Below are 20,541 nucleotides of genomic sequence, written 5' to 3' on the forward strand. Positions count from 1 at the left end.
ACCCGCCCTGCTGCCGACGCAAGCTACGGCATCCGTCGCCCGAATCGCGTTCGTGCTGCTCCCTGCGCTGCCGGTACCGTTGAGGCATGAAGATCGCACGGTTCAGCCACGACAATCGCATCGCCTTCGGAATCGTCGACGACGACGACCTGGTGGTGTTGACGGGAGACCCGATGTTCGCGGGCTACGACACCACGGGGGAGCGCGTGCCGATCGCGGACGCCACCCTGCTGGCGCCGTCGATCCCGCGCTCGAAGGTGGTCGGCGTCGGCAAGAACTACCGCGACCACGCCACGGAGATGGGCACGGCGGTTCCCGAGGAGCCGCTGCTGTTCCTGAAGCCGAACACCTCGGTGTCGGGTCCGGGCGACTACATCGTGCTGCCGAAGCAGAGCCAGCGGGTGGAGTTCGAGGGCGAGCTCGCCATCGTGATCGGCACGATCACCAAGAACGTCACCGAGGAGAAGGCGATGGAGCACGTGTTCGGCTTCACCATCGCCAACGACGTGACGGCACGCGACCTGCAGAAGTCCGACGGCCAGTGGACCCGCGCGAAGGGCTTCGACTCGTTCTGCCCGATCGGCCCCATCGTCGACACAGAGTTCGACTTCCCGTCGGCCGAGATCGTCACGCGCGTCAACGGCGTGGTGAAGCAGCAGGCGCCGCTCACCGACATGGTGCACGACGTCGAGACGATCATCGCCTACGCCTCGAGCGTGTTCACGCTGCTCCCGGGCGACATCATCCTGACCGGAACCCCGGCCGGTGTCGGCCCGATCGAGAACGGCGACACCGTCGAGGTCGAGATCACGGGACTCGGAATCCTGACGAACCCCGTGGTGCGGCCCCGCGGCTGAGCGACTGAGCGACTGAGCGACTTCAGCGGCCCAGCGCTGCCAGCGCGTCGGCCACGTCCTGCTCGTCGTTCCAGAGGTGGAAGGCGACTCGGGCGCATCCGTTCCGGCCCGACGCGGTGATCCCGGATGCGGCGAGCCGACCGAGATCGCGACCGTCGGCATCCGGCCACGTGATGATCGCCTGGCCCGGTCGGCGTTCGAGTCCGAGTCCGTCGGTGAACGCCGCCGCGAGGCCTGTCACGTGGGTGCGCAGGGCCCCGAGGTCGAGCTGCGCGAACATCGCGATGGCCGCCTCGGCGCCCACCCACACGGGCCAGGCGGGGGAGACGTCGAAGCGCCGGGCATCGGCGGCGAGGGTCATGGTCGGTCCATAGCACGACGCCCACGGATCGACGCCGGCGTACCAGCCGGTCTGCGTCGGCGCGACCTCTGCGGCGAACGCTGCCGAGATCGTGAGGAAGGCGGCCCCGCGGGGAGCGCACAGCCACTTGTAGCCGTGGCAGATCGTGGCGTCGAAGAGAGCGGCATCTACCGGCATCCACCCAACGGCCTGGGTGGTGTCGCACAGCGTGCGGGCGCCCTGCGCCCGTGCTGCCGCGACGACGGCAGCGGCATCCGCCACCGCCCCCGTGGCGGACTGCACGAGCGAGAACGCGACGAGCCAGGTGGATGCCGTGATGGATGCGGCGAGCTCGACGAGCGGCACGCTGCGCACGGTGACGCCGCGGTGCGCTTGGCTGAGGAACGGGAACACGATCGAGCTGAAGTCGCCGTCGACGCAGAGCACCTCGGCGCCGTCGGGCACGCTCGCGGCGATGACGGCGGCCATCGCCGAGGTCTGCGACCCGATCGCCACGCGGTCTGCGCCCACTCCGACGAGGCCGGCATAGGACAGGCGTGTGCGTTCGACCCCGGCGGTGTAGTCGACGGCGCAGGCTTCGCCGCGCGCCCAGCGATCGGCGTCGGCGCGCATGGCCGCGCTCGTCTCGACGGTCGGCAGGCCGAGCGTGCAGGCGGCCAGGTAACCGCGTCCAGCGGCGAACCGGGCGCGCGCGTCGGCGACAGAGACAGGGGTGGTGGCGGCGGGCATGCCTCCATGGTGCGCCGACGGCTCCCATTCGACAATCGCAGATGAGTGCTGACACCCATAACAAGTGGTTATGCTGCGGACGTGAACAGCACCGACCTCGACCTCGACTCGCACTCGCTGCGCACAGTGCTGGCCATCGCCGAGCACGGCTCGATCACGGCGGCATCCGAGGCCCTCGGCTACAGCCAGCCGGCGATCAGCCAGCACGTGAAGCGGCTCGAGGCGCGCATCGGCATGCCCGTACTCGAGCGCACAGGTCGCACCGTGCGCCTCACCGAGGCCGGCACCGTGCTCGCGCGTCACGCCCAGACCGTGGCGACGGCTCTGGATGCCGCAGCAGGCGAGATCGCCGAACTCCAGGGCCTGCGCTCCGGCAGGGTGCGCATCGCCGCGTTCCCCTCGGCGTCGGCGACGATCGTGCCGAGGCTGCTCGCCGCGATGGCGGAGCGGCATCCGGCGGTCTCCATCAGCTATCTCGAGGCCGAGCCGCCCGAGGCCGTCGCGGCCGTCCGCGAGAACCGCGCCGACATCGCGATCACGTTCAGCTACCCGGGAGACCAGGACGACCCTCACCGCGAGAGCGCCCGCGGCCTCTCGGTGCGCACAGTAGGCCGCGAGCCCGTGCACGTCGTGCTGCCCGAGTCGCATCAGCAGGCGGCTGCGGCATCCGTCGACATCGCAGCCCTCGCCGACGAGAGCTGGATCGCCGGATGCCCGCGCTGTCGCGGCCACCTGGTCGAGCTCTGCGCTGCGAGCGGCTACGTTCCCCGCATCGGCTACGAGACCGACAACTTCGTCGCTGTGCTGGGCATGGTGGCGGCCGGCCTCGGCGTCGCCACGCTTCCGCGCCTGGCCCTCGCCTCGACCCGGCTGCCCGCTGGGGTCGTCGCCCTTCCGACCACGCACGCCGACCACCGCACGCTGAACGTCGTCACTGCCGAGGGCGCCGAGAAGGTACCGGCCATCGGAGCGAGCCTGCGCGTGCTCGCCGGCATCGACCGCAGCGAATGGACCGGCGAGGATCTCCACGCCTGACCGGCTCCGGCACCGGATGCCGCTGGCTAGACTTGACCGCGATGTCTGACACCGCGCACCCCTTCTCCTCTGCCACCGGGAGCGACGTTCGCGTTCGCTTCTGCCCGTCGCCTACCGGAACGCCGCACGTCGGCCTGGTGCGCACGGCTCTCTTCAACTGGGCCTACGCCCGGCATACCGGCGGCAAGCTCGTCTTCCGCATCGAGGACACCGATGCCGCCCGTGACAGCGAGGAGAGCTACGAGCAGCTGCTCGACGCCCTCACCTGGCTGAAGCTCGACTGGGACGAGGGCATCGGCATCGGCGGACCGCATGAGCCCTACCGCCAGTCGCAGCGGAGCGCCATCTACCTCGACGTGATCGAGCGCCTCAAGGCCTCGGGTCACGTCTACGAGAGCTTCTCCACCGCCGAGGAGATCGACGCCCGCAACGAGGCGGCCGGCCGCCCCAAGCAGCTCGGCTACGACAACTTCGACCGCGACCTCAGCGACGAGCAGCGTGCGGCCTTCCGTGCCGAGGGCCGCGAGCCGGCTCTGCGTCTCAGGGTGCCCGACGCCGACCTCTCCTTCACCGACCTGGTGCGTGGCGATATCACCTTCCCGGCCGGCTCGTTCGTCGACTTCGTCGTCGTGCGTCCGAACGGGGCCCCGCTCTACACGTTGGTGAACCCCGTCGACGACGCGATCATGCAGATCACGCACGTGCTGCGCGGCGAGGACCTGCTCTCGTCGACTCCGCGCCAGATCGCGCTCTACCACGCGCTCATCGACATCGGAGTGACCACCTTCGTGCCGCAGTTCGGCCACCTGCCCTACGTCATGGGCGACGGCAACAAGAAGCTCTCCAAGCGCGACCCCGAGTCGAACCTGTTCCACCACCGCGACCGCGGCTTCATCCCCGAGGGCCTCGTCAACTACCTGTCACTGCTCGGCTGGTCGCTGTCGCACGACCGCGACGTGTTCACCGTGGCCGAGATGGTGGCGGCGTTCGATGTCGTCGACGTGAACCCGAACCCCGCCCGCTTCGACCTGAAGAAGGCCGAGTCGATCAACGGCGACCACATCCGCCTGCTCGGCGTGCAGGACTTCGCGGCGCGCACCGTGCCGTACCTCGAGGCCGCCGGTGTGCTGACCTCGCCGATCACACCCGCCCAGGAGGCGATCCTCGCCGAGGCGGCGCCGCTCGTGCAGGAGCGCATCGCACTTCTCGGCGAAGCGCCGGGCATGCTGGGCTTCCTGTTCACGGATGCCGCGAGCCTGGGCTACGACGATGGCGTGGTGTCGGGACTCCCGGCCGACGCTGCCGCCGTGCTGACGGCATCCGTCGACGTGCTCGATCGTATTCCGCCGCTGGAATGGACCCACGAGGTCATCCAGGAGGCGCTCTCGGCCGCGCTCATCGACGGTCTTGGTCTCAAGCCGCGCGTGGCCTACACGCCGCTGCGGGTCGCCGTGTCGGGTCGGAGGGTCTCTCCACCGCTCTTCGAGTCGATGCAGATCCTCGGCAAGGACGACACCCTCGCGCGTCTCATGCGCCTGCAGGGTGAGCTCGGCGCGTAGGCGTCGAGCGGCGCGACTGCTGCCTCACGGGCGAGCCTCCCTCAATTTGGAGGGGTGCCCGACCGTAGGTTAGAGTTGCATGTCGGCCGGGGGTTCGCCCGCGGCTGGTGGGGTATGGTGTAATTGGCAACACGGCGGTTTCTGGTACCGTTGTTCTTGGTTCGAGTCCAGGTACCCCAGCTCGAAAAGCCCGGTTCGCCGGGCTTTTTCTGTTTCTACTCGGCCTGTCGGGCTGACGGCGGAGTCGGGCTCCAGGCGATCCCGTCGGGCTTGCGTCCGGTCGCCATCAGCCGCAACAGCCGACCCGTCGTGACATCGACTTCCACGACGCAGTCGTCAGCGTCGCAGGCGGAATAGGCACGGATGCCGTCCGGATGGAGAACGATCGCCTGAGGATGATCCGGTGTCGGAATCCGATGCACGATCTCCCCGGATCGGCGATCGATCACGGCTATCTCCGAAGCCGATCTGAGGGCGACGACGAGGTGGGATCCGTCGGCCGTCACTGCGGTGCCGAATCCGATCGAGGGCAGGTCGATCCACGCAGCCAGCTCGATGAGCTCGGTGTCGATGACGGCGATGCGGGGGAGTGACTGGTCGGCCGTATAGGCGAGGCGTCCCTGGGGTTCGAGGCAGATGCGATTGACCTTCTCGGAGACCTCGACCGCGCCGAGAAGCAGGCGCGACGCAACGTCGATCACGCTGACGCTCCCCGCACCGACGTTCGCCGTCACGATGCGCCCGCCGTCGGCACTGACCGCGAAGGTGTGCGACTCGATCTGCCCGGTCGGCAGCCGCGCAACGATGCGGTGCGTCCCGCGATCGATCACGCAGACCGACTCGTCGAGTTCAGCCGACACGAGCAGACGCCCGTCGGCAAGAAGGCCCGGCTGGTGTGGACGACTCGCGAAGGGCAGATCGATCTGGTCGACGCGCCGCAGCGTGACGAGGTCGATGACGTCGACTCTGCGGCCATCCGTTCCCGGCCACCCCACCGGCGAATCACTGTAGGAAGGGAGGTAGCCGAGCCGACCCTCGCTCGTGGCGACCACCTCATGTGGCGTGGGAGCCGAGGCCACCACCGTCCCCACAGTCGTGGCGGTCTCGAGGTCGATCACCTGGAGCGAGCTGTCGTCTTTGCAGACGACGAGCAGCCGTCCGTCGTCCATGGCACCTCCGCTCATCAGTGAAGCCCATGTCGGCCGCCGTGTCGATGCGGCCACCCCATCCGGCTTACTGGGTGGAACGAGCTTTGGCGCGCTGCTCGGGCGGAGCCTAGATTCGCAGCAGCCCCGGGCCGGTCTCGCATGGCGCATTCGGGGTGGGCACGAACGATCAAAGGAGATCACATGAAATCGCTCATTCGCTCCGGGGCCGCATTGGTCGCCGCCGCAGCGCTCGGCGCCGGTATGGCGCTCGGTGGGGCTGCGCTCGGCAACGATCGGGACAACGGGCACGGCAACGGTGGACGGTCGGTGTCCGCCGACGAGATCTACCTCGACGAGATCAAGGACTACGGCGTGTGCCGTGGCACCGATTCCGAGTGTTACAACGAGTGGGGCAACGGATGGGTCGAAGGTGAACAGAAGCGCATCTTCGTCTGGAGCCGCACGGCCGGCCCCCGCCACGCACACCTCGGCACTCCGCTGGCGCCGGGACTCAATCCGCCGCTGGCCGCCGACAACGTCGCCCAGATCGCCCTCAAGGCGTGGGCCGAGGAGCGGGGAATCGCCGTGGACTACACCGAGGACCTGGCGAGCTTCAGCCGCCTGAACAACTATCAGGCGGTCGTGTTCCTGGGCTCCAACCGCGACACCCTCGACGACGCCGCACAGACGACTCTGATGCAGTACATCCGTGGCGGCGGTGGCTTCGTCGGCATCCACAACGCCTTCGGCGCCGAGTACCACTGGCCGTACTACGAAGGACTCCTGGGCGGTGCGAACTTCTACAACCACGGGCCCAACCGCGACGGAACCGTGGAGCGGATCAACCGCAAGGACGTCTCGACCTCGTTCATGCCGAAGACCTGGCCCTTCAAGGACGAGTGGTACAACCTGGTGCCGTACCCGAGCTACGTCAACGTCCTGCTGGAGGTCGACCAGGCGACGAGCGAGGCGACTCCGGCGGGTCACGGCAAGTCCCATCCGGTGAGCTGGTGCCAGTACTACGACGGTGGTCGGTCATGGCTGACGACTCTCGGCCACGACGTCGCAGCCTGGACCGACGCTCCGCTGGCGGGCGACGAGTTCTTCAAGCAACACGTCATGGCGGGTCTCGAGAGCGCCATGGGCGTCAAGCCGTTCTGCGCGGTCTGACATCACGAATCAGGGAACGTGAGCTCGCCGTAGAGGGAGCCCGGATGCTCCACCTGGAGCATCCGGGCCCCCTCTTTCGGCGTTCCACGCCGCGGATTGCTGACGCCTGTCCCGCTGAATGGGATCTTGACAGGCTCGACCCACGACATGCTTGCCCCGATCTCGGCCTCGACTGATACTGCAATCATGCGATCCGCTCTCACTGGCGAGCCGGTGTGCGTGCTCGACCGGATCCTCGCCATCCTCGACACCGTCCGGGAGTCGCACGGCACGTCCACGATCACCCAGCTCGCTCAGGCCACCGGCATCCCGAAGTCCACGGTGTCGCGACTCGTCGGAGATCTCGTCCGCCATCGGTACCTCGTGCGCACCGACCAGGGAGTCGTCATCGGACTGAGGCTCTTCGAGCTCGGAGCGCGCGCGAGCACTCCGCGGCGCCTCATCGTCGCGGCGACACCGGTCCTGGTCCAGCTGTTCAACGCCACCGGCGAGCACCTGAACGTCGCGGTCCAGGAGGGATGCGACATGCTCTCGGTGATCTCGGTACGGGGTCGGCTGCGACCGGCTCCGTCGCGGGCGGGGGTGCGGGTGCCTTCGGCGACCACGGCGCTCGGGAAGGCTGTGCTGGCATTCACCGACGATGAGTCGGTCATCGGCAGCGCGATGACCGGGCTCGACTCGCGGAGGCGGGAGATCTTCGTACGGGAGCTCGCAGCGGTTCGCACGGAGTGGGTCGCCGTCGACCGGTGCGAGACGTTCCCCGGAGTCGTCGGGGTGGCGAGCCCGATCCTCTCGCCCGACGGGGATCCGCTCGCGGCCATCTCCGTCGCAGGGCCCGCGACCGACATGGACGTGAACCGGATGATGCCCTTGGTGCGGCACGCCGCGCTCGCGCTCACGCACCGCTTGGGAAGGCAGGCGGCGTGATCGATGGGCGACGCCGCTGAGAATGACACCCTGGGAGTCCTCGACCGCATGACCTCGATCCTCGAGGCCTTCGACCAGGACGACCATGGCTTGGGGATCTCCGAGCTCGCGTCGCGTGCCGGGCTGCCCAAGTCCACTGTCTCGCGGCTGGTCACGACGCTGGTGCGGCAGAGGTATCTCGAACGCGACGGCAGGCGGATCCACCTGGGTCTGCGGGTGTTCGAGCTCGGGCAGCTCGCCGCGGGCCCCCGCGACCTGAGGGCCGCCTCGCTGCCGGCACTGGCAGACCTTCGCACTGCGACGCGCCACACCGTCCACCTGGCCATCCGTGACGGACGCGAGCTCGTCTGCATCGCCGTCCTCCGCTCCTCCGCGGCCGAATCGACGGCGGTCCGTGCCGGCGGCCGACTTCCCATCCCGTGCACCGCGCTGGGCAAGGCGGTGCTCGCGAACTCCACGGTCCGCGAGATCGACGAGATCCTCTCCGTGAAGCTCGACCCCTGCACGACCCGGTCCATCACCGATCCGACGGTCCTCCGTCGCCAGCTCGACGACATCCGGGGCGGACGTCCCGCTCTGAGCCTGGAGGAGTTCCGCGCCGGCGTGTCCTGCATGGCGCGGGCGGTGTTCGGCCCAGCGGGTGCCGTCGTCGGAGCGATCTCCCTCTCGGGAAGCGCGGACGGATTCGACGCGGATCGGTTCGATCCGGCCCTCCGCCTTGCTGCTCTCAGGGTCGCGAGTCGCCTGTCGCAGGGTGCGTCAGGGGCAGTCTGACTCTCGTCAGCGCACGCGCCGATCCGTCATCGTCGCGATGACCATGTCGCCGATGAGACGGCGGTGCCGGTCCTGAAGTGCCGGATCGAGCATGTCCCTGTCGAAGATGGCCGAGAACGTGTGCCGGTTGGCGACGTGGAAGCACGCGTACGCGCTGATGATCATGTGCACGTCCACCGCGTCCACGTCGTCGCGGAAGATCCTCTCCGCGACCCCGCGGGCGATGACCTCCTCGAGCAGAGTGATCGCGGTGACGTTCTCGCGCAGGATCGTCTCGGACTGACGCAGGTGCTCCGCGCGATGGATGTTCTCGATGCTGACGAGCTGAATGAAGGCCTCGTGCGTCGTGTGGTGGTCGTACGTCGCCTCGGCGAGCGTTCGCAGCGCCTCGTCAGGGGACAACTCGTCGATGCGGATGCCGCGCTCGACACTGCGGATCTGGGCGTAGACCCGCTCGAGCACCGCGAGGTAGAGCCCCTCCTTCGATCCGAAGTAGTAGTAGATCATGCGCTTGGTCGTGCGGGTGCGCGCCGCGATCTCATCGACTCGTGCGCCGGCGTAGCCGTTCGCTGCGAACTCGGCGGTGGCGACCTCGAGGATGTCGCCCTGCGTCCGGACGGCTCGTTCCGTCATCCCGCTCTCGTGCACATCGCTCAGCCGATCGGTCATTGCGAGTTCCCTCCTGCACCGGACCGTTGCTCTTCTCCGATCAATGCGCGGAAGGTCCGTTCCATCCGGTCACGATCGGGCAGCATTCCCGTGATGATTCGGAGACTAGCGCACGCCTGCCCCACGGCCATCAGGCCTCCATCGAGCACGGGATGCCCCCGATCGGCAGCCTGCCTGACGAGCTCGGTCTGCAGGGGCCGGTACACGACATCCGACAGCCATGCTCCCTCTCGGAGCCAGGCGACGTCGAAGGCGATCCCCGGGTGATGGAGCATCCCCATCGGTGTGGCATGGACGACGCCGTCTGCGCGGGCGATGGCTCGGGGAAGGTCGCCGTGTTCGACCGTCACGATGGTCTGACTCGGGAAATGAGCGCGCATTCGGGCCGCGAGCTCCTCGGCACGTGTTCCGTCCACGTCTGTCAGATCGAGACGCTGGGCGCCTGTCGACAGGAGCGCGTAGGCGGTGGCGGCCCCTGCGCCACCGCACCCGATCTGCAGGACGCGGTCGAACGACGCCCCGGGAAGGCCAGCAGTGAGGCCGTCGCGGTACCCCATCCAATCGGTGTTGTATCCGACGAGACGCTCCTCCTCGAGCACCACGAGATTGGCTGCTCCGAGGCGGGCGGCATCCGTGTCCAGGTCATCGACGAGCTCGAGGACGAGTTGCTTGCACGGATGCGTGATGTTCAAAGCACTGAAGCCGGCGGATCGGGACTCGGCGATGAGCGAGCCGACGTCGGATGCGGGGCGTCCGAGCTCGATCAGATCGAGGATGCGGTATTCGTACTCGAGACCCATCTCCCTGGCCTCGGCCACATGCATCGCCGGCGTCAGGGATGCCGTGATGCCCTCGCCGATCAGGCCGACGAGGTAGGGCCCGGCGCTCGATCGAGGGGTCGCTCCTGCGTCGCCTGACTGATCGATCACGGCAGGTCCGGCATCTCGAAGTCGACCGTCGCCAGAGACGTCTTCACCGGGCCTGAGATCCTGAGCACCTCGGCATGGGCGGGATGCCGCGTGTACGCCTCCAGCCCGGCGAGATCATCGAAGTCGGCGACGATCGCGAGCTCATGCGACGCCGGGCCCCCCAGCACATCCACTCCGACGCTCATTCTGCGGAGTTCCGGAATCTGCCCTTCCAACGCCAGCACGAGCGACACCCAGTGCTCGCGTTCGGCTCCGGCGAACTCCGGCACGAATCGGAAGACGGCCACATGTCGGATCATGCGAGATCCCCCTGGTTCGCTCGGTGGCGATACTGAGACGCGAGCCTGATGGGAGCGTTCAACGCACCGTATCCCGCATAGCCATCGCGTCGCTCGACCACTTCCAGGAAGACGGTGCCGACGGAATGGGTGTAGAAGTGCAGGAACTCGCCTGCGTCATCCCGGTCGTACATGACGTTCAACTCCCTGAGCTCATCCAACAGCGCGGGTTCGAGCTGATAGCGCGCGTCGATGTCGTCGTAGTAGTTCGCGGGGATGTCGAGAGGACTGAAGCCGCGTTCACGGGCGGCTCGAGCCAGGGAGAGCACATCCGACGTCGCAAATGCGACGTGCTGCGGCAGGATCGCGTCGGCTCCCGAGCCGGATGGCACCAGGTTGAGAGCGATCCGCAGGATTCCATCGTCGCTGCGGAGAACCTGGCTGCGTACGAGTCCGACCGGAGCGGCCACCTCGACCGATGCCTCGGTGTGCAGGTCGAGCACCGCCCGGAAGAACAGGACCGCCGCGTCGAAGTACTGCCAGGGCTGAGCGAGGTTGACATGGTCGACGCGCTCGATGAGGTCCGCGTGCTCGGCCGCGGTGGAACCGAACTCGTCGACCCATGTCGGCACGGATCCGCGATCAGCCCCGAAGAACACCTCCGAACCGTCGGGTGCGCGAACGCCGACGAGGGGCTCCTCGCCCTCCGACTCCTCTCGGGGAACGACCGCTGAGAAGAGCTCTTCCGCCCGCAGCAACGCCGCGGCGGGATCTTTCACGGTGAGGCCGATACCGGCCACCGTCGGCTGCGGATGCTCCGAATCCGGCGCGCCGAGCACGATCCGGGCGGCGCCCTGCGACCACAGCTCGACCTGCTTGCTCCGGTGTCGACCGTGTGGGCGGAACCCCAGCTGCATGAGGAGCAGCCGCAGCTCGTCCGAGTCTCCGGTACGCAGCTCGACGTAGCTCACATCGGCGGGGGACTCGACGAGGGGAAGCATGGCCGTGGACATCGGTGCGGCGCGGCTGCTCGGCCCCGAGCCCAGCGATGCGGCCGTCTCGTGCTCGAGCCAACGCAGTGAGCGTCGCGCATGGATCGCGGTGGCGAAGGGGTCGGCCTGCCGGAACGTGTCGTTGAAGACCTCGAGCGAGATGGGACCGTCGTAACCGGTTCGGGCGAGGTGCCCCATGAAGGTGCCGAGGTCGAATGCGCCCTCGCCGGGGAAGAGACGGTGGTGCCGACTCCACGAGAGCACGTCCAGGGAGAGGAGGGGAGCATCCGCCATCTGGACGAAGAAGATCTTGTCGGCGGAAATCGTCTCGATCGCCTCGGGGTCGTGACCCTTCGACAGGATGTGGAAGCTGTCGAGGCAGAGGCCGATGCGCTGATGGTCGGCGAGGCGAACGATCCGAGCGGCCGTTTCGTAGTCGTCGACGAATCTGCCCCACGCAAGTGCCTCATAGGCGACGCGGACACCGAAGCGATCGGCGACGTCTCCGAGCTTCCGCAACTGAGCGGCAGCCAGGTGCTCATCGCCGCTGCGGGCGGTCGCGACGTTGCTGCACAACAGCATGGTCTCGATGCCGAGGCGATTCATCAGGGTGAACTTCGCCGCCGCACGACGAAGATTCTGCTCGAGCCGCTCGGGGCCGACGCCCTCGAAATCCCGAAAGGGCTGGTACAGGTCGAGACTCAGCCCCAGGTCCTCGGCTCGCGTGCGGATCGCCTCCGGTGACAGCGGGGAGGCGACCAGATCAGGCTCGAAGATCTCGACGCCGTCGAAGCCGGCCTCGCGCGCAGCGACGAGCTTCTGATCGAGCGTGCCACTCAGGCAGACCGTGGCGATCGATGTGCGCATGACGCCTCTCTGCGGTGGCCGGCGATGAGGTCCGAACGATTCTCGAAACAGCATTGCACGAATGTGTACTAACTAGTACGTTCGAACACAAGGATGATCGACGACGATTCAATCCGCTGGGAAGGGAAACTCGATGACGAGTCTCGCCGAATGGAACAGCGTTCCGACTGCGCCGGTCGCCGTGCTCGATCGAATCATCGCGATTCTCGACGCGGTGAGGGCCTCACGGGGCTCGATCTCGATCACCGACCTGGCCACGAGCACCGGCCTGCCGAAGTCCACGGTGTCCCGCCTCGTCTCGGAGCTGACCGCGCAGCGCTACCTGGAACGAACGGATGACGGAGTGACGCTCGGGCTGCGCCTCTTCGAGCTCGGCGCACGGGCTAGTCTGCCTCGCCGGCTCCTGGCAGCCGCAGCACCCGTCATTCGGAATCTGCGGGACGTGACAGGTGAGCGAGTCGGGCTCTGGGTCCAGCAGGGAACCGACATGGTCTCCATTGCCACGGTCGCGGGTCGACTTCCGATGCTTCCGACGCGTGCCGGAATGCGCTCGCCGGCCCTGACGACGGCCAGCGGCAAGGCCTACCTCGCGTTCTGTGCGGACAAGGGCATCGTCGACCGCGTGAGCGCACCACTCATCGACGATGCTGCAGCGCACTTCCGCGACGAACTCACCCTGGTGCGCGCCTCGGTCGTCGCCATGGACATCGAGGGCTCCTACCCGGGCATCCTCGCCGTGGCCAGCCCCGTCCTCACCGCGGGACACGTCGTCCTCGGCGCGATCTCCATAGCGGGTCCCAGCGGAGCGATGGACCCGGATCGCGTCGCGCCTCTCGTGCGTGCGGCAGGCGAGACCGTAAGCCGTCGACTGACGGCGGCCTAGGACGTGCGCACCGCCGACTGGACCGACTCCGTGAGCGTGCTCGACCGCGTCACAGCGGTCTTCGACGCATTCGGCGATCACGACGAGGGTCTCGGCATCTCGGAGCTCGCCCGGCGCGCGAACCTCCCGAAGTCCACGGTCTCGCGGATCGCCGCCGATCTCGTCACCCAGCGCTTCCTCGACCGTGACGGCGACAGGCTGTACCTGGGCGTTCGGCTCTTCGAGCTGGCCATGGCCGTGGAACGGCCGCGCAGACTGCGCCACGCCGCGCTTCCAGTCATGAGCGACCTGCGCGACGTGACCGGTCACTCGGTGCAACTGGCGGTTCTCGAAGACGACGACGTCGTCTTCGTCATGATCGTGCGGGGCGGGACGGAATCCAAGCCGGCGGTTCGGGTCGGCGAGCGGCTCCCCGCGCGGGGGACCGCGCTCGGGAAGGCGATGTTGGCCTATTCGCCGCAGTCGGTGGTCGAGCTCGTCATCGCGGGCGCTCCGGCGGGTCTCGACGGGCGCGTCCCGTGCGATCCGGCAGAACTCCGACGCGCGCTGGCCGACATCCGCAAGTCTGGTCTGGCCATCGAGAAGGAAGCGTCCGCGAACGACAGCGTCTGCGTAGCCGCCCCGATCCTCGGGCTCGGTGGCGTACCGATCGCGGCGATATCCGTCGTCGGCTCCGCCCCGGGGCTCGTCCCCGAACGGATCGGCCCGGCGGTGCGGGCAGCCGCGATGGCGCTCGGTCGTCGGCTGGGAGCCGAACACGTGCGCTGATGCCGGTCCCATGCCGGGACACACAGGAACGGGGTGGGTGCGCATGCGCACCCACCCCGTTCCTGTGAGGCTTACGTCAGCCCGCGGTCTCGCGGATGGCCTGGTAGGCCTCGAGGTTCTCACCGGTGAAGAAGCCCTCGAAGTACTCCTCGGCCTGGCTCCGGAAGGCATCCATGTCGATGTCGTCCTGCTCGATGACGGTGAAGGCATCGTTGGCACGGTACTCGTCGAGGATCTTCTCGGTCTCCTCGTCGACGCAGTCCCGGTTCTCGGGCCGGATCTCGTGGATGGTCTTCTCCAGCAGCTCGGTCTGCTCCTCGCTCAGCTTGTCGTACGTCTTGTCACTGACGATGATCCAGTGGATGCCGACATTGTGGTCGTTGAGGATCGCCGTGTTGAGCACCTCGTCGTAGCTCGACGAGTGCGTCGCGACGATGGGGTTCTCCTGTCCGACTGCGATTCCCTGCTGCAGAGCGGTGTAGACCTCCTCAACCGCGACCGAGACCGGGTTCGTCACTCCCATAGCCTCGGCGTTCGCGAGGAAGATCGGGGAGTTCGGGAACCGCATCGGCACACCTGCCAGGTCATCGGGGCTGCGAACCTCGACGTCCTTGGTGGTGAACGTGCGGTTGCCGAAGAACCAGCCGTCCACGACGTTCACACCGGTCGCCTCGTGGAAGCCTGTGAAGAGGTCTTCCGAACTGTCATCGATCCACTTGAAGGCGTGGTCGACGTCGTCGAAGGCGTAGGCGGCGTCGACGACACCGATCGGCTCGTAGGTGGCGCTGAGTGCGGACGCACCCTGCAGGTCGATGTCGATATCGCCGGCCTGCACCTGGGGGAACCTGTCGGCATCGGGGCCGAGCTGGCTCGCCGGGTACAGGTCGACCGTCAAGCCGACATCGGCATCCTCGAGCCGCTCCTTGAGCAACTCGACGCCGCAGTAGTAGTTCGGCGTCTGCTCGTTCTGGCTCGTCGCCACGGTGAGGGTCACAGGCTTGTTCTCCGAACTGGCCTCTCCTGTGTCCTCGGGACTGGCGCCGCCTCCGGCACAGCCGGTGACAGCGAGCGTGGTTGCTGCGAGTACCGACGCGGCGAATAGGCCTCGGCGCCTCGATCGGGCTGTGCCCATGGGACTCTCCTCTGTTCTGCGCACGTCTTCGTGCAAGTTCTGACGTGAGATTCGATGGCCGAAGCGCGACGCTCAGTCGACACCTTTCGCATTGGGCGAGATCGTCGTCGACCACGCTGTCGAGTTGCGGCCCGGTGGCAGTGCCGACTCTTACCGACTTCGAACAGTTCGCAAAGCGATGTCCCGTCGAATGGAACATGCCCTCCCGCGCCGCCGATCGGCGACGTCGCCGCTGAATGGAACGACTCCTAGGCGGCGGACTCATCCTGTCATACGCTCAGCTGGCACCGGCACGAAGGCGCCGATGCAGGAGGGACCCGTGACGCAGCCGCTTCGCATCGGAGTCGTGGGAGCCGGCTTCATGGGACGCCAGCACATCGATCTCATCTCCGCTTCGCCGGGTGCCGTCCTGGCTGCGATCGCCGACCCGGCAGCACCCCGCGACGGTGGGCTGGGGTGTCCCGTGTACGAGGACGCCCCGGCGATGCTGCACGCAGGGGGAGTGGATGCCGTCGTCATCGCCGATCCGACCCCCATGCACGCCGAGACCGCCGTCGAATGCCTCGAGGCCGGTGTCGCCGTGCTCCTCGAGAAGCCGGCCGCCATGGATTACGCCGAGTCCAGGCGGCTTGCCGACAGCATCCGACGCCTGAACGGGCGACTTCTCGTCGGCCACCACCGGCGCCACCATCCCGCCGTCGCTCGAGCCCGCAGCGCCATCCACGATGGCGAGCTCGGTGACGTCGTCGCGGTCAGCGGACTCTGGTCGGCGCGCAAGGACGACGCCTACTTCACCGACACCCCATGGCATCGTGCGCCCGGTGCCGGCGTGATGCTGATCAACGTCGTGCACGACCTCGATCTCCTGCGCCATCTCTGCGGCGAGGTGGCCGAGATCCAGGCCATCAGCAGTTCTCGCGCCCGTGGTCTCGAGGTCGAGGACACGGTGTCGCTCAACCTGAGGTTCGAGACCGGAGCCGTGGGCAGCTTCCTGGCCTCGGACGCCGCGGTCTCTCCCTGGGGCTGGGACCAGGCCACGGAGGAGACGCTCGCGTTCCCGTACCTGCCTGACGAGGTCGCCTACAGGATCGTCGGCACGCGCGCAGCATTGTCGGTTCCGAATCTCGCGCTGTACACGTACCAGCAGGCGGTGCCGCCCGACTGGCATTCGCCACTGTCGCGCACGTATCTTCCGGTCGAGCACCGGAGCTCGTTCCGGGCGCAGCTCGATCACTTCATCGAGGTGGCGCGAGGAACGGCGGAACCTCTCGTGTCGGCCGATGACGCCTCTCGGACCCTCGCGCTCGTGGAGGCGGCAGCGCGAGCGGCCAGCGAACGCACGACGGTCGACGTCGTCGCCTTCCGCGCCGCGATCGAGGCAGCGGAACCGACGTGAGTCCGACTCGCGACACCGGAGGCCCGACGTGACGACACGGAGCGACGAATTCGACGCGGTCATCGTCGGTGGAGGGCTCGCCGGCCTGGCGGCTGCGCAGCGTCTCGCCGCGCAGCACCTGAGTGTCGCCATCGTGGAGAAGCGCGATCGTCTGGGAGGCAGCTCTGCACTGAGCGGGGGCTGGTTCGCACTGTCCGGCACCGCGCGCCAACGTCGCGCAGGCATCGAGGACTCGGACGACCTCTTCCTGTCGGACATGGCGGACACGGGCGGGGGCTTCGCCGACGAGGCGCTGTTGCGAGCTCTCATCGACGGACAGGCGAACGCCGTCGCCGCGATCGACCATGCGGGGGTGTGGACCGACGAGCTGAAGATCAGTGCCGGGATGACCGTCGCCCGCGCACACCTGGTCTCGATGGGGGCGCTGCTCGCCCATCTCGAACACGAGGCTCTCGCCGCCGGTGCCGTCATCCTCCCCGCTCGCGCTGCCGTGGGACTCGTCACCGACGGGCCCCGCGTGGTCGGAATCACGTCCCAGGACGGACGCGCGCTCATCGGGCGGTCGGGGGTGGTGCTCGCGAGCGGGGGATTCTCCCGCTCACGTGAGCTTCTCGAGCTCTTCGTGCCCGGCCAAGCGGCCGCCATGCCCTACGGGGGCGCCGGCAACACCGGTGACGGGCTGCGGATGGCATGGATGCTCGGTGCCGGCCTGGCCGACATCGGGCACGTCTCCGGCACCTACGGGCAACACGCCGAGACGAAGGACGACGAGCATGAACTCCTGACCGCCAACTACCTCGGCGCGATCCTCGTCAACTCGCGGGGCGAGCGTTTCACAGATGAGTCCCAGTCGTACAAGGTTCTCGGATCCGCCGTGCTGAGCCAGCCTGACCGCATGGCATTCCAGGTCTTCGACTCGACCGTGAGGGCACGGTCGCGGCCCGGTGTCCCGCTCTCGGACATGGAGCGTCTCGAAGAGCTCGGACACCTCGTGAGTGCGCCGACCATCCCGGCATTGGGGCATGAGCTGGGGCTCCCGACGGGACGCCTCGAGGAGACCGTCGCCCGATACAACGACCACGTCATCGCCAGGCGGCAGGACCCGTTCGGCCGTCGCGGTCTCGTCAACGGTGTCGGTGACCTGGTTCCCGTCGCGCGCGGACCGTTCTACGCGTACGCGGCGGTGACGGCGATGACGTCGACCTACGGCGGGCTGAGCGTCGCCGCCGACAGCTCGGTCACGCGGGTGGATGGAACTCGCATCGACGGACTGTACGCCGCTGGCGAGATCGCCGGCGGCTTCCATGGCGCGTCCTACATGACGGGTACAGCGCTCACGAAGGCCCTGGTGTTCGGGTTCGTGGCCGCCGACGCCATCGCCCTCACCCTGTGATCGTGGGCACCAGCCGGTCGGCGGCGCGGATCCCCAGTTCGTATCCGTATACGCCTGCGCCCGCGATCACGACGCGTGCAGCCGACGAGATGAGGGAGTGCTGGTAGACGGCGTCGCGGGCATGGATGTTCGTGATGTGAACCTCGACGACCGGGGAGACGAGCATCTTGAGCGCGTCGAGCAGCGGCACGGACCGGAAGCTGAAGCCGGCCGGGTTGATCACGACGGCCGCATCCTGACGGAAGGCGTCGTGCACCCATTCCACGAGTTCGTACTCCGCATTCGTCTGCGCGAAGAACAGGTCGAATCCCAGCTCGTCCGCCACCCGCTCGCACTCGCCGCGCACGTCGTCGAGAGTCGTCGTGCCATACAACTCAGGTTGGCGCAGGCCGAGCATGTTGAGGTTCGAGCCGTTCAGTACGAAGAGTCTCCTGGCCATGGTCGTCCTTCTCTCTGGTTCTGGTCAGCCCTCGTCGATGCGTCCCCGACAGCGCTCGCTGCGCCGCGGGGACGCTCCGACGTCGTGTCGTGTGCTACATCAAGCCGAGCCACGTCGGCAGGCTCGTCACGATCACCGGGAACAGCGTCAACAGCAGGAGGACGATCCCGAGCGGGATGAGGAAGGGGAGGATGCCGCGGAACAGCTCGCCCATGGGCCTGCGGGTGATCGAGCCGACGACGAACAGCACCGCACCGACAGGTGGTGTGAGCGATCCGATCATCAGGTTGAGGATCATGATCACGCCGAGCTGGACCGGATCGATGCCGAACTGCCCGATGATCGGCATGAGGATCGGCACGAGCACCAGGATCACCGGCGGGGCCTCGAGCGGGATCCCCAGCAGGATGAGGAGCACGTTCAACATCAACAGGAACACGATCGGGTTGTCGGTGAAGCCGGTCAGCCACTCACCCAGCGCCCGGGACACCTGCTCGCGTGCCAGCACCTGGCCCATGAGGTTCGATGCGCCGAGGATCAGGAGGATTCCGGCGGAGATGACGACGGTCTCCTTACCGGCTCTCCAGAACACCCGCCAGGTCAATGTGCGATAGATCGCACCGAGGATGAGCATGTAGACCGCGGCGATGCCCGCGCTCTCGGTCGGCGTGAACAGCCCGCTGAAGATGCCGCCGAGGATGATCACGGGCAGCATCGCGGGTCCGATGACCCGGACGGCAGCCTTGGCGAGCATCGATCCGACGAACGGCTTGCTCTTCGCGACCTCGGGGTGGCGCCGCACCCAGAAGAAGACATAGGCGGCGAGCCCCAACGCCATGAGCATGGCGGGAATGATCGAGCCGGCGAACAGGGCGCCCGTTGAGATCGATGCCGTCGCAGCGAAGAGCACGGCCGGGATGCTGGGAGGCATCACCGTGCTCATCAGGGATCCGGATGCCGTGAGACCTGCCGAGAAGCCGTACGGATAGCCGGCCTTGAGCATCTGGGGAATCTGGACCTTGCTCGTCGAGGCCGCATCCGCGAGCGCCGATCCGCTGATCCACGAGAAGCCGATCGCGGTGCCGAGATTGACGTAGGCGAGGTTGCCCGGGAGTCGTGGCAGGAGGGCTCGAGCGAGGTCGTAGAGTCGCGTGGCGATGCCGAGCTGGTTGGCGACGGTGCCGACGAAGATGAAGAGCGGGACTGCGAGCAGGGGGAAGCTGTTGATCCCGTTCACGACCGACGAGATCGCGTAACCCGCCGACAGGCCGTGGCTGTAGAAGTACAGCATGCTCGATGCGATCATCGCGAAGGCGACGGGCACCCGGAGCAGGAGGAAGATGACGAACAGCAGGATGTAGAGCCAGAGGTCCAAGGATCAGCCTTCCATCTCGCCGATGTCGAGCTTGTGCTCCGGGCGATTCGCATACGGGATCTTGAAAGAGGAGTGGATCGCTGCCGACAGGAAGCCGACGAGGGCGAAGAGGTACAGCACGCCCACGGGCATGTGCATCGCCGCGCTCAGTCGTCCCCACTCGGTGTCGATCTTCACGAAGGCCTCGTAGGCGAGCGCGAGGCTCGTGGCGACCATGATGACCGCCGAGATGACGCGCAGCGCGACGAAGAGTCGAGTGCCGGCGAGCAGCTCATCGAAGATCTCGAGCACGATGTGGCCGTTTCGACCGACGAGGTATCCGGTCGTGATGAATGTCATGGCGATCATCGACATGAGTGCGACCTCACCAGCACCGACCCAGCCGATGGCCGGGAAGTAGCGGCCGAGCACCTGGTACATGACGCCGAAGACGATGAGGGCGAAGAGGGCGACGCCGATCGTGATCTCGATTGCCGAGAGCACGCGGATGAACGCGGGATCCGCTGGGACGCCCCGGTTCAGTTCGGGTCCTGCGAAGAAGGAGTCGGTATGCGGGAAGATCGAGTCGCCGAGCTCGGCCTCTGACGCCTTGCGAGGCACGTTCCCGGGTTCCTCGGGCCGCCTCTGCTCCGGGTCCAGCCCGCGCTCCTCGTCGGTCATGGCGTCACCGCCACGGTGTCAGGGTGCATGGTCAACCTCTCTGTTGATGCAGGGCCGAGCGTGCTCGCGCACACTGCTGCCTCTGCGACTCTGGACTGCGATCCGATGGGTGCAAAGTCGAGTCTCGCCGAATGGGACAGTTCCCGTACAGACCGATCCGTCCCCGTCGAGGATGACGGAGACGGATCGGCCGGCGAACG

At 67.5% G+C, this 20,541-nt stretch carries 20 protein-coding genes and 1 tRNA gene; 11 read left to right on the top strand and 10 right to left on the bottom strand.

Annotation, left to right across the window (positions count from 1 at the left end):
* Positions 1-86 precede the first annotated feature (86 nt).
* Positions 87-857 carry a fumarylacetoacetate hydrolase family protein gene (locus tag E4M00_RS15870; RefSeq protein ID WP_135121453.1) on the top strand — a complete coding sequence of 257 codons (771 nt, stop codon included), beginning with the start codon at positions 87-89 and terminating at the stop codon, positions 855-857.
* Positions 858-879: 22 nt separating this feature from the next.
* Here the strand turns inward: E4M00_RS15870 and E4M00_RS15875 are convergent, their stop codons facing one another.
* Positions 880-1,947 carry an aminotransferase class V-fold PLP-dependent enzyme gene (locus tag E4M00_RS15875; protein ID WP_135121454.1) on the bottom strand — a complete coding sequence of 356 codons (1,068 nt, stop codon included), beginning with the start codon at positions 1,945-1,947 and terminating at the stop codon, positions 880-882.
* Positions 1,948-2,028: 81 nt separating this feature from the next.
* On the opposite strand from E4M00_RS15875, the gene E4M00_RS15880 reads away from it, so the two are divergent.
* From E4M00_RS15880 to E4M00_RS15890, 3 genes are all read left to right on the top strand, one after another.
* Entirely contained in the window at positions 2,029-2,982 is a 954-nt protein-coding gene (locus E4M00_RS15880) for a LysR family transcriptional regulator (RefSeq protein ID WP_135121455.1), read from the top strand.
* A gap of 41 nt (positions 2,983-3,023) precedes the next feature.
* On the top strand, positions 3,024-4,541 hold the full coding sequence (gltX, locus tag E4M00_RS15885) for a glutamate--tRNA ligase (protein ID WP_135121456.1): 1,518 nt from the start codon (positions 3,024-3,026) through the stop codon (positions 4,539-4,541).
* A 108-nt stretch (positions 4,542-4,649) separates the two neighbouring features.
* Positions 4,650-4,721, top strand: a tRNA-Gln gene (locus E4M00_RS15890).
* A gap of 35 nt (positions 4,722-4,756) precedes the next feature.
* Here E4M00_RS15890 and E4M00_RS15895 read toward each other — a convergent pair.
* Complete coding sequence (locus E4M00_RS15895) at positions 4,757-5,725, bottom strand: YncE family protein (protein WP_135121457.1); 969 nt, start codon at positions 5,723-5,725, stop codon at positions 4,757-4,759.
* 165 nt (positions 5,726-5,890) lie between these two features.
* On the opposite strand from E4M00_RS15895, the gene E4M00_RS15900 reads away from it, so the two are divergent.
* The 3 genes from E4M00_RS15900 to E4M00_RS15910 all read left to right on the top strand — a co-directional run bounded on the left by E4M00_RS15900 (position 5,891) and on the right by E4M00_RS15910 (position 8,560).
* Positions 5,891-6,859: a ThuA domain-containing protein gene (locus tag E4M00_RS15900; RefSeq protein WP_167756924.1), complete on the top strand. Its 969-nt coding sequence runs from the start codon at positions 5,891-5,893 to the stop codon at positions 6,857-6,859.
* A 186-nt stretch (positions 6,860-7,045) separates the two neighbouring features.
* Positions 7,046-7,786 (top strand): IclR family transcriptional regulator, encoded by a 741-nt coding sequence (locus tag E4M00_RS15905; RefSeq protein WP_167756925.1) that lies wholly within the window; start codon positions 7,046-7,048, stop codon positions 7,784-7,786.
* 3 nt (positions 7,787-7,789) lie between these two features.
* The gene (locus E4M00_RS15910) at positions 7,790-8,560 is read left to right on the top strand and encodes an IclR family transcriptional regulator (protein ID WP_135121460.1); all 771 of its coding nucleotides are present in this window, start codon (positions 7,790-7,792) and stop codon (positions 8,558-8,560) included.
* A gap of 6 nt (positions 8,561-8,566) precedes the next feature.
* Here E4M00_RS15910 and E4M00_RS15915 read toward each other — a convergent pair whose 3' ends face one another.
* From E4M00_RS15915 to E4M00_RS15930, 4 genes are read right to left on the bottom strand one after another with little or no spacing between them, the layout of a single operon-like run.
* Positions 8,567-9,229, bottom strand: coding sequence for a TetR/AcrR family transcriptional regulator (locus E4M00_RS15915; protein ID WP_193555600.1), 663 nt, complete (start codon positions 9,227-9,229; stop codon positions 8,567-8,569).
* Positions 9,226-10,158 (bottom strand): shikimate dehydrogenase, encoded by a 933-nt coding sequence (locus E4M00_RS15920; RefSeq protein WP_240037215.1) that lies wholly within the window; start codon positions 10,156-10,158, stop codon positions 9,226-9,228. The genes E4M00_RS15915 and E4M00_RS15920 overlap by 4 nt, the downstream gene beginning before the upstream one ends.
* Positions 10,155-10,445 carry a Dabb family protein gene (locus tag E4M00_RS15925; RefSeq protein ID WP_167756926.1) on the bottom strand — a complete coding sequence of 97 codons (291 nt, stop codon included), beginning with the start codon at positions 10,443-10,445 and terminating at the stop codon, positions 10,155-10,157. Before E4M00_RS15925 ends, E4M00_RS15920 begins: the two co-directional genes overlap by 4 nt.
* An 8-nt stretch (positions 10,446-10,453) precedes the next feature.
* Positions 10,454-12,295, bottom strand: a complete 1,842-nt coding sequence (locus E4M00_RS15930) for a bifunctional sugar phosphate isomerase/epimerase/4-hydroxyphenylpyruvate dioxygenase family protein (protein WP_135121462.1) — start codon at positions 12,293-12,295, stop codon at positions 10,454-10,456.
* A gap of 133 nt (positions 12,296-12,428) precedes the next feature.
* Here E4M00_RS15930 and E4M00_RS15935 point away from each other — a divergent pair, with 133 nt between their 5' ends.
* Complete coding sequence (locus E4M00_RS15935) at positions 12,429-13,178, top strand: IclR family transcriptional regulator (protein ID WP_135121463.1); 750 nt, start codon at positions 12,429-12,431, stop codon at positions 13,176-13,178.
* A gap of 3 nt (positions 13,179-13,181) precedes the next feature.
* Entirely contained in the window at positions 13,182-13,946 is a 765-nt protein-coding gene (locus E4M00_RS15940) for an IclR family transcriptional regulator (RefSeq protein WP_135121464.1), read from the top strand.
* A gap of 76 nt (positions 13,947-14,022) precedes the next feature.
* On the opposite strand, the gene dctP is transcribed toward E4M00_RS15940, so the two are convergent.
* Positions 14,023-14,940: a TRAP transporter substrate-binding protein DctP gene (gene dctP / locus E4M00_RS15945; RefSeq protein WP_167756927.1), complete on the bottom strand. Its 918-nt coding sequence runs from the start codon at positions 14,938-14,940 to the stop codon at positions 14,023-14,025.
* 457 nt (positions 14,941-15,397) lie between these two features.
* On the opposite strand from dctP, the gene E4M00_RS15950 reads away from it, so the two are divergent.
* Complete coding sequence (locus tag E4M00_RS15950; RefSeq protein ID WP_167756928.1) at positions 15,398-16,474, top strand: Gfo/Idh/MocA family protein; 1,077 nt, start codon at positions 15,398-15,400, stop codon at positions 16,472-16,474.
* A 28-nt stretch (positions 16,475-16,502) separates the two neighbouring features.
* Positions 16,503-17,867: an FAD-dependent oxidoreductase gene (locus tag E4M00_RS15955; protein WP_167756929.1), complete on the top strand. Its 1,365-nt coding sequence runs from the start codon at positions 16,503-16,505 to the stop codon at positions 17,865-17,867.
* Here the strand turns inward: E4M00_RS15955 and E4M00_RS15960 are convergent.
* The 3 genes from E4M00_RS15960 to E4M00_RS15970 form a co-directional block, all read right to left on the bottom strand.
* The gene (locus E4M00_RS15960) at positions 17,857-18,306 is read right to left on the bottom strand and encodes a type II 3-dehydroquinate dehydratase (RefSeq protein ID WP_135121468.1); all 450 of its coding nucleotides are present in this window, start codon (positions 18,304-18,306) and stop codon (positions 17,857-17,859) included. The two genes, E4M00_RS15955 and E4M00_RS15960, sit on opposite strands and share 11 nt — an antisense overlap.
* A 94-nt stretch (positions 18,307-18,400) precedes the next feature.
* Complete coding sequence (locus tag E4M00_RS15965; protein ID WP_135121469.1) at positions 18,401-19,681, bottom strand: TRAP transporter large permease; 1,281 nt, start codon at positions 19,679-19,681, stop codon at positions 18,401-18,403.
* Positions 19,682-19,684: 3 nt separating this feature from the next.
* Positions 19,685-20,341 (bottom strand): TRAP transporter small permease, encoded by a 657-nt coding sequence (locus E4M00_RS15970; RefSeq protein ID WP_135121470.1) that lies wholly within the window; start codon positions 20,339-20,341, stop codon positions 19,685-19,687.
* Positions 20,342-20,541: the final 200 nt, after the last annotated feature.

The sequence above is a fragment of the Orlajensenia leifsoniae genome, from assembly GCF_004570845.1.
Classification (GTDB): Bacteria; Actinomycetota; Actinomycetes; order Actinomycetales; family Microbacteriaceae; genus Orlajensenia; species Orlajensenia leifsoniae.

Excerpts from the sequence above, each read along its gene's own strand:
- E4M00_RS15870 (WP_135121453.1), top strand. The coding sequence starts at position 87 with ATGAAGATCGCACGGTTCAGCCACGACAATCGCATCGCCTTCGGAATC.
- E4M00_RS15875 (WP_135121454.1), bottom strand. The coding sequence starts at position 1,947 with ATGCCCGCCGCCACCACCCCTGTCTCTGTCGCCGACGCGCGCGCCCGG.
- gltX (WP_135121456.1), top strand. The coding sequence starts at position 3,024 with ATGTCTGACACCGCGCACCCCTTCTCCTCTGCCACCGGGAGCGACGTT.
- E4M00_RS15895 (WP_135121457.1), bottom strand. The coding sequence starts at position 5,725 with ATGAGCGGAGGTGCCATGGACGACGGACGGCTGCTCGTCGTCTGCAAA.
- E4M00_RS15900 (WP_167756924.1), top strand. The coding sequence starts at position 5,891 with ATGAAATCGCTCATTCGCTCCGGGGCCGCATTGGTCGCCGCCGCAGCG.
- E4M00_RS15905 (WP_167756925.1), top strand. The coding sequence starts at position 7,046 with ATGCGATCCGCTCTCACTGGCGAGCCGGTGTGCGTGCTCGACCGGATC.
- E4M00_RS15910 (WP_135121460.1), top strand. The coding sequence starts at position 7,790 with ATGGGCGACGCCGCTGAGAATGACACCCTGGGAGTCCTCGACCGCATG.
- E4M00_RS15915 (WP_193555600.1), bottom strand. The coding sequence starts at position 9,229 with ATGACCGATCGGCTGAGCGATGTGCACGAGAGCGGGATGACGGAACGA.
- E4M00_RS15930 (WP_135121462.1), bottom strand. The coding sequence starts at position 12,295 with ATGCGCACATCGATCGCCACGGTCTGCCTGAGTGGCACGCTCGATCAG.
- E4M00_RS15935 (WP_135121463.1), top strand. The coding sequence starts at position 12,429 with ATGACGAGTCTCGCCGAATGGAACAGCGTTCCGACTGCGCCGGTCGCC.
- E4M00_RS15960 (WP_135121468.1), bottom strand. The coding sequence starts at position 18,306 with ATGGCCAGGAGACTCTTCGTACTGAACGGCTCGAACCTCAACATGCTC.
- E4M00_RS15970 (WP_135121470.1), bottom strand. The coding sequence starts at position 20,341 with ATGACCGACGAGGAGCGCGGGCTGGACCCGGAGCAGAGGCGGCCCGAG.